At 39.6% G+C, this 15708-nt stretch carries 10 protein-coding genes; 7 read left to right on the top strand and 3 right to left on the bottom strand.

Annotation, left to right across the window (positions count from 1 at the left end):
• The first annotated feature begins 67 nt into the window (after nt 1-67).
• The 3 genes from ACY2A0_RS05465 to ACY2A0_RS05455 are packed head-to-tail and all read left to right on the top strand — an operon-like array spanning nt 68 to nt 6720.
• Nucleotides 68-3070, top strand: a complete 3003-nt coding sequence (locus tag ACY2A0_RS05465; protein ID WP_461788547.1) for a SusC/RagA family TonB-linked outer membrane protein — start codon at nt 68-70, stop codon at nt 3068-3070.
• Nucleotides 3071-3090: 20 nt separating this feature from the next.
• Complete coding sequence (locus tag ACY2A0_RS05460; RefSeq protein WP_461788546.1) at nt 3091-4626, top strand: RagB/SusD family nutrient uptake outer membrane protein; 1536 nt, start codon at nt 3091-3093, stop codon at nt 4624-4626.
• Nucleotides 4627-4680: 54 nt separating this feature from the next.
• The gene (locus ACY2A0_RS05455) at nt 4681-6720 is read left to right on the top strand and encodes a glycoside hydrolase family 65 protein (protein WP_461788545.1); all 2040 of its coding nucleotides are present in this window, start codon (nt 4681-4683) and stop codon (nt 6718-6720) included.
• A gap of 87 nt (nt 6721-6807) precedes the next feature.
• Here the strand turns inward: ACY2A0_RS05455 and ACY2A0_RS05450 are convergent, their stop codons facing one another.
• From ACY2A0_RS05450 to ACY2A0_RS05440, 3 genes are all read right to left on the bottom strand, one after another.
• Complete coding sequence (locus ACY2A0_RS05450; RefSeq protein ID WP_461788544.1) at nt 6808-8298, bottom strand: glycoside hydrolase family 10 protein; 1491 nt, start codon at nt 8296-8298, stop codon at nt 6808-6810.
• A gap of 117 nt (nt 8299-8415) precedes the next feature.
• Nucleotides 8416-8826, bottom strand: coding sequence for a tail fiber domain-containing protein (locus ACY2A0_RS05445; protein WP_461788543.1), 411 nt, complete (start codon nt 8824-8826; stop codon nt 8416-8418).
• A gap of 56 nt (nt 8827-8882) precedes the next feature.
• Entirely contained in the window at nt 8883-9191 is a 309-nt protein-coding gene (locus ACY2A0_RS05440; protein ID WP_461788542.1) for a hypothetical protein, read from the bottom strand.
• Nucleotides 9192-9361: 170 nt separating this feature from the next.
• Here ACY2A0_RS05440 and ACY2A0_RS05435 point away from each other — a divergent pair, with 170 nt between their 5' ends.
• The 4 genes from ACY2A0_RS05435 (at nt 9362) to ACY2A0_RS05420 (ending at nt 15701) form a co-directional block, all read left to right on the top strand.
• Nucleotides 9362-9895 (top strand): RNA polymerase sigma factor, encoded by a 534-nt coding sequence (locus ACY2A0_RS05435; protein WP_461788541.1) that lies wholly within the window; start codon nt 9362-9364, stop codon nt 9893-9895.
• Nucleotides 9896-9978: 83 nt separating this feature from the next.
• On the top strand, nt 9979-10992 hold the full coding sequence (locus tag ACY2A0_RS05430; RefSeq protein ID WP_461788540.1) for a FecR family protein: 1014 nt from the start codon (nt 9979-9981) through the stop codon (nt 10990-10992).
• 1 nt (nt 10993) lies between these two features.
• Nucleotides 10994-14257, top strand: coding sequence for a SusC/RagA family TonB-linked outer membrane protein (locus ACY2A0_RS05425; RefSeq protein ID WP_461788539.1), 3264 nt, complete (start codon nt 10994-10996; stop codon nt 14255-14257).
• 10 nt (nt 14258-14267) lie between these two features.
• Nucleotides 14268-15701, top strand: a complete 1434-nt coding sequence (locus tag ACY2A0_RS05420; RefSeq protein WP_461788538.1) for a RagB/SusD family nutrient uptake outer membrane protein — start codon at nt 14268-14270, stop codon at nt 15699-15701.
• The last annotated feature ends 7 nt before the right edge of the window (nt 15702-15708 follow it).

Below are 15708 nucleotides of genomic sequence, written 5' to 3'. Positions count from 1 at the left end.
AAGAAACCACCCTAACTAAGCTTTCAGAAAGCAAATGAATTAATTTTTAAACCAATTATTTAAATCTATGAACAATATTTTACGACACAGCAATTGGCTCGCCGATTTGTACAGCCAAAAATTGTATAATTTAAAAAGGGTCACTCTGTTGCTCTTTTTAACCCTGTCTTTAACCAGCTTTGCCTTCGCACAAAGTGTGGTCAAGGGCACTGTAACGGATACTGATAAATTTCCATTGGCAGGGGTAACGGTACAAGTTGTTAGCGGCACAGCTAAAACGCAAACTGATGCAGATGGTAAATTCACTATTAGTGTTCCTTCGGGTACTGCAAAGTTGACCTTTAGCTACGTAGGCCAAAAAACACAGACCGTTAGCGTGGATAACCGTACAGTAATTGATGTAATCCTCGAATCAACAAATGATTTGGACGGTGTGCAAATTGTTGGTTATGCTACGGTAAAGAAAAATGACCTCACAGGATCTGTAGCGACGGTTTCTGCAAAAGATTTCAACAAAGGACCAGTGGTAGCGCCTGATCAATTGATTCAGGGTAAAGTTTCAGGGGTGATGATGCTGAATAATAGTGGTCAGCCGGGCGGCCCTACAACCGTCCGTATCCGCGGTAACTCGGCTATTACAGGGTCTGGACAACCACTTTATGTACTGGATGGCGTTGCGCTGGATGGCCGAAGTGCTAGGCCAGGTTTTGGTATAGGCGGCTTAGGAGCAACACCCGGAGGTAACCCTTTGAGCTTTATCAACGCAGCGGATATAGAATCTATTGAAGTTTTAAAAGATGCTTCTGCTACAGCAATTTATGGCGCTAGGGCAGCTTATGGTGTAGTGGTGATTACAACCAAAAAAGGTAAAAATAATGCTATCAATACAGATTTAACTGCTTCAACCGGCATAAGTACATTGATGCGTTCCATTGATGTCATGGATGCAGGACAATATAGGGATGCCTTGCGCCTTTATAATGTAAATGGTGCAGATTTTGGAAATGATGTAGATGCGGTAAAAGAGATTACTCGCACGGCGCACAATAAAGATCTTTCTCTTTCAATGAAAGGAGGTACAGATCGCTCTAGATTCCGTTTATCGTTTGGATATCAAGGCATACAGGGCGTGGTAAAGAAATCAGACTTTGATAAATATACCGCAGGTGGTGCTGGAAATTTCCTGTTTCTGGAGAATAAGAAATTGGGATTAGATGTAAATTTGGTTACCAGCCAAGTACGGAACACAAACGCACCGATTTCAAACAACGCCGGTTACCAAGGCAGTGTACTTGGTCAGGCATTGTCATGGAACCCTACCCGTGCATTGTACAACGCAGATGGCAGCGCTTACGTTGGTACTGGAACAATCGTAAATCCTGTTGCTATGCTAGATGCGTATAGCAATAAAACCAAGGAAACTACAGTTTTAGCAAGTTTCTCCCCGTATTATAAAATTGCGAAAGGACTAGAGTATCGAATGATTGCCAGTGTTTTTTATGCCACCGGCGGCTTAAGAGCCTCTATACGCAATTATATTAATCTCGAAGAAATTCAATCTAACGGTGGATTGGGCTACGTTGCTAATAATGAGTTAAGTACGTTTCAAAATACACATACTTTAAACTATAACACACAGCTTGCGCATGATCTTTCTTTGAATGCTATTGTAGGCTTTGAATATATGAAGTATACAAATAAAGGGACTACCAGCTACGCATTTGGCTTTGATAGCACCCCAATTGATTATACCAATATCCTAGGTTACGCACCAACGTCTAGGCGTTTCTTAACCTCTTTTGACGAGCCTAAATCAGAATTGCAATCGCAATTTGCTAGAGCGATATTAAATTATAAGGACAAATATTTGTTTACCGCAACTTTTCGTATAGATGGCTCAACTAAGTTTGGCGATAACAATAAGTATGGATATTTTCCATCATTCTCGGCAGCATGGAATATCAACAGAGAAAATTTCTTTAAAGTTGATGCTATAAATTTGCTTAAACTGAGAGCTGGTTGGGGTAAAACTGGAAATCAAGAGTTCCCAGCCGGTGCCTCTCAGGAACGTTATGCAACTTCTGGCCCTTTGGCGTTTGGTTTAGCTAATAATGCCAACGAAAACTTAAAGTGGCAGGCTGATGAGCAAGTAAACGTGGGCTTGGACTATGCTTTGTTTTCAAACAGAATTACAGGTTCTATAGACTATTTCAGTAAAAAAACCACCGATTTACTATACCCACGTGCGCCATTTTTCCCGTCATCGCCAGCAGCGGCAATTACTTGGGTTAACCTACCAGGTATTATTAAAAATAGTGGTTTAGAATTCTCTTTAAGCGGTAAAATAGCTAAAGCAAGAGATTTTTCATGGGATATGACAGTGAATGCAACTTTCCTGAAAAATAAAGTTAGCGGTATGGAAAACACGATCCTAACTGGCTCGCTTAATGGCCAGGGATTGAGCGGCGTTACAACAGAAGTAATTCAAAACGGCTTGCCATTGTTTGCCATGGTTACTAGAAAATTCGAAGGTCTAGATGCCAATGGTTTTTCCGTTTATACTGATGGAGGATTTACATCATACTATGTAGGTAATCCTAATCCTTCCACTTTGTTAGGCATTAGCTCATCTTTTGGTTATAAAAAGTTCACGTTTACGGCAAATATGAACGGTGCCTTCGGCCAAGATATTTATAACAATACAGCAAATTCAGTAATCTCCATTTCAAATTTAGGAGCTCGAAATATCGCTACCAGTTTGGTTGGAGGTGCGGTTAAAGAATCTTTAGCTAACCCAATTGCAGCGTCATCCAGGTACATCGAAAGAGGAAGTTATCTTAAAATGGCCAATGCTACTTTAAGCTATAAAATTGGTGATGTTGGTAGAGCATTTAAAAATGTAAATGTATCGGTAACAGGTGCGAACTTATTCGTCATTACTAAGTTTACCGGTTTTGATCCAGAAGTAAATGTAGATAAAAACGTAAATGGCGTACCATCAGCAGGCATTGAGTATATCCCATATCCTACGGCACGCACTTTTACTTTCGGAGTTAATTTATCTCTTTAATACATACAAAAAATTAAAGTATGAAAATTTTTAATAGAAAAACATGGTTAGTCTTTCCAGTAGCACTGTTAGCATTTACTGCATGTACAAAGTTGGAAGAAAATTTAAATAGTGAGCTTTCTGGAACACAGGTTAGTGGCGGTGCCACTAATCCAGGCTCTTTATTGACAGGGGTTTATACTTCTTTGCGAAATCCATTTGAAGGGCCTTGGGGCGTATGGTCACTACAAGAAGTAAGTTCAGATGAAGTAATTATACCAACACGTGGAGGTGATTGGGATGACGGTGGCGACTGGCGAGCATTGCACTTGCATAAGTGGACATCCTTTCATCCTCGCATATATAGTACGATGAAAGATTTGACAGGCACAACCTTCGCTGCAACCGATCTTTTACGTTATAACCCCTCTGCTCAACAGGCTGCCGAAGCCCGTTTCCTGAGAGCATTAGCTACATTCTCAATTGTAGATTTGTTTGGGCAAGTACCTTACAGGGAACCAGGAGAGGATTTGACAAAGCCAGCAAAAGTTCGTAGTGCTTCTCAAGCAACCACTTGGATGATCGCCGAGTTAAGCGAAATTATTCCATCATTGCCTAGCGCTACTGCAGCAGGAACTAAACCGTATACTGCAACTAAAGAAGCTGCTAAAGCTTTGTTGATGAAATGCTACTTAAATAAAGGGGTTTTTGCAAACCGCCAGTCGCCAACATTTGATGTGGCCGATATGCAAAAGGTAATTTCACTTGCTGACGAGATCATCGCAACTGGCAAATACTCCTTGGCGGTTAATTACTTCGATAATTTTGCGCCTAGGAACGAGACCTTGTCAACCGAAAATATTTTTACAGGTCATAACATTGGCGGTGGTGACGGTAGCGGTGCTATGAATGGTTTTTCCTTTGCACCTGCACACTACAATATGAACCCGGGAGGCTGGAATGGCTTCTCTACCCTGTCTGATTTTTACAACAAATTTACGGCAGCAGATGCCCGTAGAGGAGGTAATTACACAGGTTTTACCGACGTAGGAGGAATTAAAGCTGGTTTCAACGTAGGGCAGCAGTACAATAAGGATGGGGTTGCACTTAAAGATCGAAGAGGTAATAACTTAGCTTTTACACCAGAAGTTAGTATCATCGAAAAAGATATCAATCATCTAGAAGTGGCTGGTATACGCGTTTGGAAGTACCTTATTGATTACGCTAATATCAATAGTCCAGATAATGATTGGGTATATTTAAGATATGCTGATGTATTGCTAATGAAAGCAGAAGCGTTATTAAGAACTAATAGTCCATCGGCAGCATTAACTATTGTGAATGATCTGAGAACCGTCCGTGGTGCGGCAACACTAGCTGCATTAACAAACGATGTGATGCTTGACGAGCTTGGTCGTGAGTTTTATTGGGAAAGTCATCGTCGTACGGACTTGATCCGTTTTGGAAAGTGGCTAAACGCTTGGCAGGAAAAGCAAGCTAGCGATGTTAAATATCTACTTTATCCAATACCAGATACTCAGTTAAATACAAATCTAAAGCAAAATCCGGGTTACTAAACCGTCAGAGAGTCCATTTAATGGACTCTCTTTTTTATTGCACATTAACTATTGATGATGAATAGAATATTGATCTTTATCGCATTTACCAGCTTTTTCATGTTTGCTAAGGCTCAGGATCCATGGAAAATTACCGTAGATAAAATTGATCCATCTAACTACTACGGCGTAACTGTCGCCAACGGAATGATTGGGGTGGTCTCTTCGCCGCAACCTTTTAAGGTGGCAAATGTCGTATTAGCTGGTGCTTATGACACGTATGGACGTGGTAGGGTGAGCAACTTCATCAATGGATTTGATCTACTAAACATGTATGTTGAAATTGATGGCCAGCGTTTAAATGCAAATAATACCAAAAATATGAGCCAGCAGTTGGATATGCGACATGCATCGTTCACTACCCAACTTGATTACGGTAATAAAGCAAAAGTTACGTATACTTATTATGCGTTGAGGCATTTACCCTACACCGTCCTCACCGACATTAGCATTACGGCATTACAAGATTTCAATTTGACGGCTGCAAGTGTAATGGAAAGTCCAGATGCATTGCGGGAAATGCAGAATTACTATAATGAAATAGATCGGCCACACGTAACTTTGAGCCTGTTAACCTCTACAGCCAAAAGTCCTACAGGCAAATTGCAGTTTTGCGCATCAAATAGTTTTATTTTTAATGAGAAGCATGGTGCCGAGCCAAGAATTATACATGAAATGTGGGATAGTAACCGTCATTTGATGAAATTCAATAAAATTTTAAAACAGGGACAAACTTACACCTTCTCAGTTGTTGGCAGTACTATTACTTCTGCCCAGCATGCCGATCCGTTAAATGAAGCAGAGAGGATGACAATTTTCGCAAAATTAGAAGGCCGCGATCGATTGGTCTCGTTTCATAACAGGGCTTGGGAAGAGATATGGCAATCAGATATTCAAATAGATGGAGATCCACAGTTGCAGCAGGATATCCATAGCATGTTGTATCACCTTACCTCATTTTCAAGAGCTGGTACAGCATACTCAATTTCACCAATGGGCTTGTCAGGACTTGGGTACAATGGCCACGTGTTTTGGGATACCGATTTATGGATGTTTCCAGTACTCTTGGTGCTACATCCTGATATTGCGAAATCGCTCATCGAATATCGTTATCAACGTCTAGATGCCGCTCGTCAAAATGCTTTTGCACACGGTTATAAGGGTGCCATGTTTCCATGGGAAAGCGCCGATACTGGCGTTGAGGAAACACCTGTTTGGGCATTAAGTGGCCCTTTCGAGCATCATATTTCTGCCGATGTTGCGCTTGCAGCATGGAATTATTACTGTGTAACACAGGATAAGGAATGGCTGAAAGAAAAGGGTTGGCCAATTTTATCGGCAACTGCCGATTTTTGGGCAAGCAGAGTAGAACGCAACGGACCGGGTCAGTACGATATCAAAAATGTAGTAGCTGCTGACGAATGGGCGGAAAATGTAGATAATAATGCTTTCACAAATGCAGCTGCAAAGGCAAATTTAAAAAATGCTAATGCTGCAGCTTTAATTCTGGGTCTGCAAAAAAATACAGATTGGGAGTTGGTAGAAAAAAACATTCCAATTTTAAAGTTTGAGGGCGGAGTGACTAGGGAACATGCCACCTATAACGGCGAAGGAATTAAACAAGCGGATGTAAATTTATTAGCTTATCCATTGAAAACTATAACAGATAAATTGCAGATACAAAAAGATTTGGCCTACTATGAAATTCGTATTCCAAACGAAGGAACACCAGCAATGACACATGCCATATTTGCGCTTTTATATGCTAGAACTGGAAACGGTGAGAAAGCGTATCAGTTTTTGAAAGAAGCTTATCAGCCTAATTTAAACTCGCCGTTTAGAGTAATTGCGGAAACAAAAGGGGGCACTAATCCTTACTTTGCAACTGGAGCTGGTGGCGCTTTGCAAGGCGTTTTAATGGGTTTTGGTGGACTGGATATCACAGATAAAGGTATTGTTCAGTTACCTTCGGCGCTACCGAAAAACTGGAAATCGTTGAAAATTACTGGAGTTGGACTAAACAAAAGTGTTTTTACGGTTAACAATAACAAATAGTTCAGCTTTTTTTGACTGAACTATTTGTTAATTACATGCGGGACTGCCTTCTAAAGTTGATCGAACAGGATCTGGGGCAGCCCGTTTTTACAAGGTTATTATCTCACCATCACTTTCGTTGCCAGTTCTATCTATAGCAGTAACTTTTATCGCTTTTAGTGTAGCGGTGGCTTTAGTTTTAGCGTTTACTTCCATTACTTTAGGTACTTGTAAAAAACTGCTCTTCATATTCAATGTACGGTAAGTCCACTTTTCACCATATTGCGTATAAACCACATATTTAAATACATCGCTTGCCTCCTTTGGTGTCCATTTGATATAAAGGTCAGTATTTCTATCCTCCTTGTTTACACTGACTGCTGCCGGCGCTTTTTTGTCTAACCATGGAGATACGGGAATTAAAGCTTCTTCTTTGTAAGGTCCCGCCAACAGATCATTTCTTAAGCTTTCATGTTTGGTTAATGCTCCAATGCTCCAATGCGCTACGCCCGGAGAATTAGGAATGATGCCTCTAGCAATCATGATTTGATTAATGATTTCATCACTGTTTTTTTCTCCGCCACCTATGCCGCTATTTAAACCTGGCCACAAGTGCCTATTTTTGGTGTTCTCCGTTTGCCACCATCCCAATAAAACCGGAAAGCTTAAAGGGATATTGTTAATTTGCCAATACAATTGAGGCATGAAATAATCGATCCAACCTTTGTTAAGCCATAGCTTAGCATCAGCATATAGTTTTTCGTATTGGTCCATTCCTTTAATTGATTCTGGATAGCCTGGCCTCCAAATTCCAAATGGACTGATCCCAAATTTTACGTGTTTTTTCTCCTTTTTGATTTCGCTGTAAACTCGTTTTACAAATTTGTTCACTTGTTCCCTTCTCCAATCTCCCCTCGAAAGCTTGCCGCCACCTTTTTGATAAATAGCAAAACTTTCTTCGTCAGGAAAATCGTTGCCACCATTGTATTCGGCGTAAGGGTAAAAGTAATCGTCAAAATGTACTCCATCAATGTCATAGCGTTTAACAATATCTTTTACTACAGAGGAAGCTAAATCTTGGGTTCCTTTTTTCGAAGGATCAAACCACCAATAGCCCTGTTTCAATTTTACTACCAAGTCAGGGTGCTTTTTTACCACCGAAAACTCGCTTACTTCGCCGCCAGCAATATGGTGCGCTCGGTAGGGATTCAACCAAACATGAAGTTCCATGCCACGTTCGTGAGCAGCATTCACCCAAAATTCAAGCGGATCGTAATAAGGGTTTGGCGCCTGTCCTTGCACACCAGTTAAATAGTACGACCAAGGTTCAATATCACTTTTGTAAAAAGCATCAGCTTGTGGCCTAATTTGAAAAATTACAGCGTTGAAATTATTTTTTTGGAGCATGTCCAATAAAGCTATAGCTTCATCTTGCTGTTGTTGGCTGGTAAGTCCAGGTTTGCTGGGCCAATTGATATTAGCAACACTTGCAACCCAAGCAGCCCTAAATTCTCTTTGTATTTTAGGCTGATTAACAATTTGTGATTTGGCAATAAATGAAGAGCAGATGAATAAAATGAGAAGTAATTTTTTAAACATGATGATTTGATTTATGATCAATAATAAAGATAAATTCTCAAAATACCGCAACTTTCCGCATTAAGCTTCACTAAAGAATATAAAAAATCCCGATTTTTAGTCGGGATTTAAAATTGGTTATTTAGATTTTCTTAAAGCACTGATTTCTTTTTTTAGCGCTTCAATTTGTAGTTGCTGTTCCTTAATACTTCCAACTAAAAGAGGAATTAAAGTTTCATAATCTACCATTGGCACAGTCGCAGTTTTGGTAGCATTTTTTCCAGAGGTGTACGTTTTCTGTTGGTTCACTACCAATTCTGGTGCTACTTTTTCAACCTCTTCTACCGCAAATCCATTTTGTTTTTGCGTGTTTAGCTTAAGTTTGGTAGCCCAATCTTTTTCATAGCTGAAATTTATTGGAGTTAGTTTTAAAACCGTATTTAAAGAATTGTTAATAGAAGTGATTTCTGTTTGTTTAACAGTCTGTGCCGAAGTATGTAGTGCAACGCCAAACATAGCAATAGCACTCAATAAAAGTGATTTTTTCATCTTTTTGAACATTTATAATTGATTAAAAATTTGGTTTTTTGACTAGCGGAAGATCATTAAACTAGATCAGGAGGTGGCGTGTGCAATTGTGTATATGCATCTGGGAGTAAATGAAAAATTTCGCTGCTATAGATAATCGATAGCGGATTTAGAGTCATGAGATGACGCGGTAATTTTTCGGCGAATAAAATAAATTGAGGCCCCTCTTTTGCACTTTCATTTTCCGGAGTGTCGTCTTGTTGACTCACATTTGCCAACTCAATAACTGAATTTTGTTTGTCAACAAAAACATGGGCACTATATACAGCCGCCACTAAAAATAGCAGGGCCAAAAATAATATGCTTCCCAGTTTTTGTTGTTTCATGGAGCAAATATAATCCTTATAAAGAAAGTGTAAATCATTTATCTGTAAAACAACAAATTACTGCATTAAAAGTTCAAATCTCTCCTTATTTTTATGTTACTAAAATAAGCATCTCATTTGTTTAGAATTATTCTAAATAGCATTAGAAGTTGTATATTCGCTTGTTCAACATGCAAATCAACCTTTGGGATAGAATTCGTAGCGGAGATAGCTCGGCAATGAAAAGCTTATATCAAATGAGCTATCAGGAACTGTATGTTTTTGGATTTAAACTAATTGCCGATAGGGAGAAGACAAAAGATGCTATACACGAGTTGTTTTGCGAGTTTTGGGAAAAGCATGACCGTTTGCCTGTGGTGTTACAGCTAATGCCGTATATTAAAATTTGTCTTAGAAATAAGTTGTTAAAACAAATTAAGAATGATGCAGTTTTGTTGACTTTGCCAGAGACCTTTGAAGTAGAAGAAACTATTCAGCAGTCTTACGAAACTTTATTGATTGCTAGCCAAAAAAATGCTGAAAAGAAAAGGCAGCTGGAAATTGGCCTTTCAAAATTGACTAAAATGCAAAAGCAAGTACTTCAACTTCGTTTTTACGATGGGAATAGTTACGAGCAGATTGCACAACTACTTGATTTGAAGGTTCGCACCGTGTACAACCATGTTCACAATGCATTGAGTATTTTAAGAGATCAGCTCTCTTAAACAAGCTTAAGAAAAAAAAGTAAAAATTTTTCTGGTAAAAATAGGCTGGTCGCAACTCTTAGTTGTAAGAACCAACCTAAACTATGCATTATAATTCTTACAAGGCTGCTGATTTCGCTGCCGACGAGTCGTTTGTGGCTTCTTTCCTTAAAAAGGATACGGATGCAATGGCATTTTGGAAACACTGGATTGATACACATCCCGAGAAATTGGATGAGATAAAGGCGGCTGAACGATTACTTAGTCAATTACACCTTCAATTGGATGACATCGAAATTGAAGTTGAGTTTGCAAAATTTGATGAGTTTTTGAACCAAGCTCCGGCGATTATACCTCCAGTTTCTAAGCCGAAGATTTTCAGTTTGTTCAACTATTTTAAGGTGGCAGTAGCCGCTGCTGTAGTGCTATTAGTTTCTTTTCTAGCAATCAACACCTATCAACAAAAGAACGATGAACGAACTTATGTCACCAAGCACAATACTTTTGGGCATAAGAGCATTTTTTTGCTGAGCGATGGCTCCAAAGTGACATTGAACAGCAACAGTACCATCACATTTCAGAAGAATTTTGAAGGTGCAACCAGAAGCGTCGAACTTGTTGGTGAAGCCTTTTTTGAAGTGGCGCACAATCCCAATAAACCATTTATCGTGAAAACGGGAAAACTTTTTACCAAAGTATTGGGTACCAAATTTGATGTATGCGCTTATCCAAATTTAAGTACAATCAAAGTATCGCTCTTGCAGGGAAGCGTTGCATTAAATATCTCAGGTTCAAATAAACAGCTGAAACTAAAACCTGCTCAAATGGCCGTTTTTAACCCTAACGGTAACGGCCTTCTACAAACAACATTTGATGCAAATGCTGCCGTAGCATGGCAAAAAGGGACAATTACTTTCAACAACAGCTCATTCGATGATATTGCCGCCCAACTTTATAATGCTTACGGGGTTACCCTAATTAACAAGTCGGGAGAGCAGCAATGGAATTATACCGGCAGTTTCCAGCGAACAAACTATATCGATATCGTTAAAAGCATCTGCTTTGCAAAAGGACTCAATTATCAACTAGCACAAAAAACCATAACCATAATTAATTAAAATGAAGAAAAACCGAGAGTATCTTTTATCCGCTCTATTAATTTTTCTTTTATCATTTTCAGCTGCGGCACAGCAAAGTAACCCAACGGTTAATCTTAATTTAAGGCAAAAGCCGCTTACGGATGTGATTAGAGAAATAGAAAAACAAACTGGATTTACATTTAACTATGATCAAAAAGAGGTGAACTTATCTCAATTGGCCACTTTAAATGTAAAAGCTAGCTTAAAGGATGTGCTGGAAACGCTATCCGAACAATTTTCGCTCGACTTTAATATTGTTGGTAAAAATATCTCTATAAGAAAAGGAAAGAGGAGAGCCCCCCCGCAAGTAAAAATTATAACAGGAGTGGTGCTAACTGAGGACAGTGAACCTATTCCTGGTGTGAATGTATTTAGAAAGGGTACTAGGCAAGGTGCCATCACCAACAGCAACGGCGAGTTTACTTTACGTTTGGTAGGCGATAATCTTAATGACGTTAGTCTAGAATTCATTTACATAGGAATGCAAACCAAAACGGTAGCATTGGCAGGGCAAACATACCTAAAGGTTAATTTGCAGGCAGATATTTTTGGGATGAACGAGATTGTAGTAACCGGCTCATATACCAAAGAAAAACGTAGGGAAGATGTTGTGGGAAGTATTGCGCAAGTAAGTAGTGTACAGCTGCAAACTTACCGACCAATAGAAAGTTTTGACAAATTATTGGAAGGTTTAGTGGCCGGTGTGCAGGTTGAAACTAATACCGAGCTAAATTCTCCGGTAAAAATCAATATCCGAGGACAGGGCTCGCTACCCAGTTTTGGCGCAAGCCGAGGAACATCTACACAGCCTCTATTTGTGGTGGATGGAGTTCCTATTTACGAACAACAACGAGGAAACGAGTCGACTGTTTTTAACGGTGAAAATTACTTAAACCCACTTTCTAATATCAATCCCGACGATATTAAATCAATTGCCGTACTTAAGGACGCTACGGCTTCAGCGCTTTATGGTGCAAATGCTGCGAACGGCGTAATTATTATCACCACAAAAAGCGGGGCTCCTGGTAAAACATCACTCAATGTTAATTACGATACCGGCGTTTCCAACTTTATTAATGAGTACAAATGGCTAAGCGGCCCACAATATTATAGTTTACTTAGAGAAACTTACATTAACGGAGGAAGATCTGCAACAGAAGCTACGCAATTGGCTGGGAGCAATACCATAAATACCAACTGGTTTGATTTAGCCACCAGAAATGCGACCTATCACAACCTAGGGGTTAATTTTGCGGGCGGTTCGGATCACACTACGTTTAGGTTTTCTTCGGGCTATCGTAGTCAAAAATCTGAATCCTTAGGTAACGACCTACAAAAGGTTTATTTGCGTTTAAGGGTTGATCACAAAATGAGTGACAAAATTAAGTTGGCGCTCAACTTGGCTCCTACTTACACGCAAAGCAACAACTTATCTGCCTACGGCGGGGTATTGTTACCTCCAAATATTTCACCATATGGTCCAGATGGAACATATCCTGATATTTTAGGCGTACCTAACCCATTGGCTATCTTAACACAAAATGAAAATGGCAATAAAGGCATGCAGCTTTTGGGCAACTTCACTGGGTCATATCAAATCACTAAAGAAATTGCTTTATCCGCAACTTTAGGTGCAGAGAACTACCAAAACAAACAAACGCAGTACTTTTCGGCGCTAAATGCTACCGGCAGGAATGCAAATGGGAGGTTGCAAATTTACGATAGAAACTATCTGAGTTACATCGGCTTTATTCAAGCTACTTACGACAAGGTTTTTGATGAAAAGCACACCGTGAATTTTTTGTTAGGGCATCAGCTAGAGAATAAAACAACTGATTTGTTGAGGGGCTCAGGAACTGGCTTCAGTTTCGATAGGTATAGGGTGCTCAACATGGCTTCTATACAAGGTTCGGCATCATCAAAATATTCTGATGCAACCTTATCTTATTATAGTCAGTTAGGCTACGACTTTAAGAAAAAATATTTCGCTAACGTGAATGCTCGCATCGATAAGTCCTCCATTTTTGGAGGCGATAAGCAGGTAGCTTTTAATGGTTCGATAGGTTTAGCTTGGTTGATAAGCAATGAAGATTTCCTGAAAAATAATCGTGTGTTTAACCTAGTGAAATTGCGTACCACTTTTGGCTCCACTGGAAACTCAAGGATAGGAAGTTACGCCGCTCGTGGTTTGTATAGTTTTGGTACATCACTGGGCAGTCGTTACAACAACAACATCATTTCGCTACCTGATAATTCTTCAGCGCCAAACCCTGATTTGGGTTGGGAAAAAAATTTCAAGCTGAACATCGGTTTAGATTTGACTTTGTTTAAGAAATTAAACGTTACCGCAGAGTATTACAACAACACCATCAAAGATTTGATATCATCAGTGGCTGTACCGCAGGAAACAGGTTTCAACACCATCTCCGCTAATACAGGTAGAATGCGTAACCAAGGATTTGAACTTAGCATTAATACTCCTGTAATCGTTAAACAGAATTTCTCTTGGAATACTTCCTTTAATTTTGGAACAAATAAAAACAAACTGATTGCTTTTAACAACGGTTTTGCCGCCCTTTTCTCCTCAGCTGCTGATGCCGCTGGACTTAAAGTGGGCAATAGTACAACGGCTATCTATGGTTACCGCTGGGCTGGTGTAAATCCACAGGACGGAACAGAGCAATTTTATGACAACAATGGCACTTTACGTTCGGCATTTGAAATTAATGCGTTGCCAATTACTTCAACAATGGTATTGGCAGATAGGTTGCCAGATTTTCAGGGAGGTTTCATCAACAATATCAGCATTTATAATTTTGATGTATCATTTAATATCCTCTATAGCTATGGCAATTCTATCATGACCAATTATATTGATGAGGCTGATGGAAGAAACCTGCAAAATAGAAACCAAAGCGTTAACCTTTTGGATAGGTGGCAAAGGCCAGGTGATATCACCGATATTCCTCGATTACTCATCAACAGGTCAGTGGTAGCCAACTCGTCTCGGTATTTATACGATGCCAGTTACCTCAAGCTGTCTAACGTGTCGCTGGCTTACCGCTTTTCTAAAAAACTGTCGGAACGGTTAAGTTTAAATAACGCTAGTATTATCGCCAACGCTACCAACCTACTTTACCTGTATAAAGATGCTGGTACAAAGGGGCGAAACGGTGTAGCAGAAAAGCGATTTGTTTTCCCAGAAACTTCAGCATATACCTTGGGTGTTAGATTTGGATTTTAAAGATTAAATCATGAAAAGATATTATATACTATTACTTACGGCCTTAATCACTTTTTCTTCGTGTGAGAAAATACTTGTTAAAGAGCCTACCGATAAGTTATCCATAGAAGACCTTTTTAAGGATGTTTTAGGCGCTAAAACGGCTTTGGCTGGTTCTTATAGTACACTATTAGATGAATATCACTACCAAAAAAACTTGATGGTGTTCCCTGAAATTTTGGCGGGTAATATCAAATTTAGTAAAACCACTAATTTGAGATTGGAAGATGTGTACGAAATAGCGCTAGATGCAAGAAATTCATCCATGAACGACACTTACATTGGCTTATATAGCGAGCTAAACAACGTAAATAATGTGCTCAAATACACGCCTTCTGCATCGGGTTCATCAACGGAAAAGGCTAAAATTATAGCAGAGGCGAAATGCATAAGGGCTTTGCTGCACTTTGATTTGGTGCGAATATTCGCAAGACCATTCAACTTTACCAGCAACGGCTCTCACTTAGGTGTTGCGTTGGTTATGCAGCCACAGCTTTTTTCAGATCCAGCGCCAAGACGTGCAACTGTAGCAGAAACTTACGCAGCAATTGTACGTGATTTAACTGAAGCTATTGCAGCTTTTGATGCAACCAATGTTGGCGTTCTTGCTAACGGTTACAAGCAAAACTACTTTACACAGGCTTCTGCAAAAGCTTTATTAGCGAAGGTTTATCTTTACCAAAACAAGTGGGACGAGGCTTTTGGCCTTGCAGATGAAATCATCAAAAGTAACCAATATACTTTACTCAGCAATGCCAATTATGTTGCCAGCTGGACAGGTAGGGTACCATCTTCTGAGTCGATATTTGAATTGCCTATCGAAGCTGGATTCACTGGAAACAGTTTAGGTTCGTACTACGACAGTGCAAATGCATCTAACTACCGCATGTATGCCGCAACCAACGACTTACTAGGCCTCTATTCTGCCACAGATATCAGGAATACAAGCAGCCTTTTTACAAGGGTTACCATTAGCGGAACTGATTATCTGTACACTAAAAAATATGCAGCGGGCTCGTTACAGGCAACGCCGATAAAAGTATTGAGATTAACAGAACTGCATTTGATCCGTGCTGAGGCTGCAGTGGAGAAAACGGCACCAGATTTTACGGTAGCCAATGCCGATTTAAACCTGATTCGAAAACGTGGTGACGCTAGTGCGAGTACCTTAAATATCACGGTGAAAAATGATATGATCGATGCAATTTTATTGGAGCGAAGAAAAGAACTAGCCTTTGAAGGAAACCTCTTGTTCGACCTGTTAAGGAAGAAAAAGGACATAACGAGGGTTGATGTAACCGCCACCGTTAAAAATTTGCCCTACACTGATAATAGGGTAATTATGCCTTTGCCAGCTACTACGGTTGACGCAAATAGTAATATGATTCAAAACCCTGGTTATTAAAATAATT

The sequence above is a fragment of the Pedobacter sp. genome (genome assembly GCF_965249885.1).
Taxonomy (GTDB): Bacteria; Bacteroidota; Bacteroidia; order Sphingobacteriales; family Sphingobacteriaceae; genus Pedobacter.
This window is presented reverse-complemented; position numbering and strand designations above follow the sequence as displayed.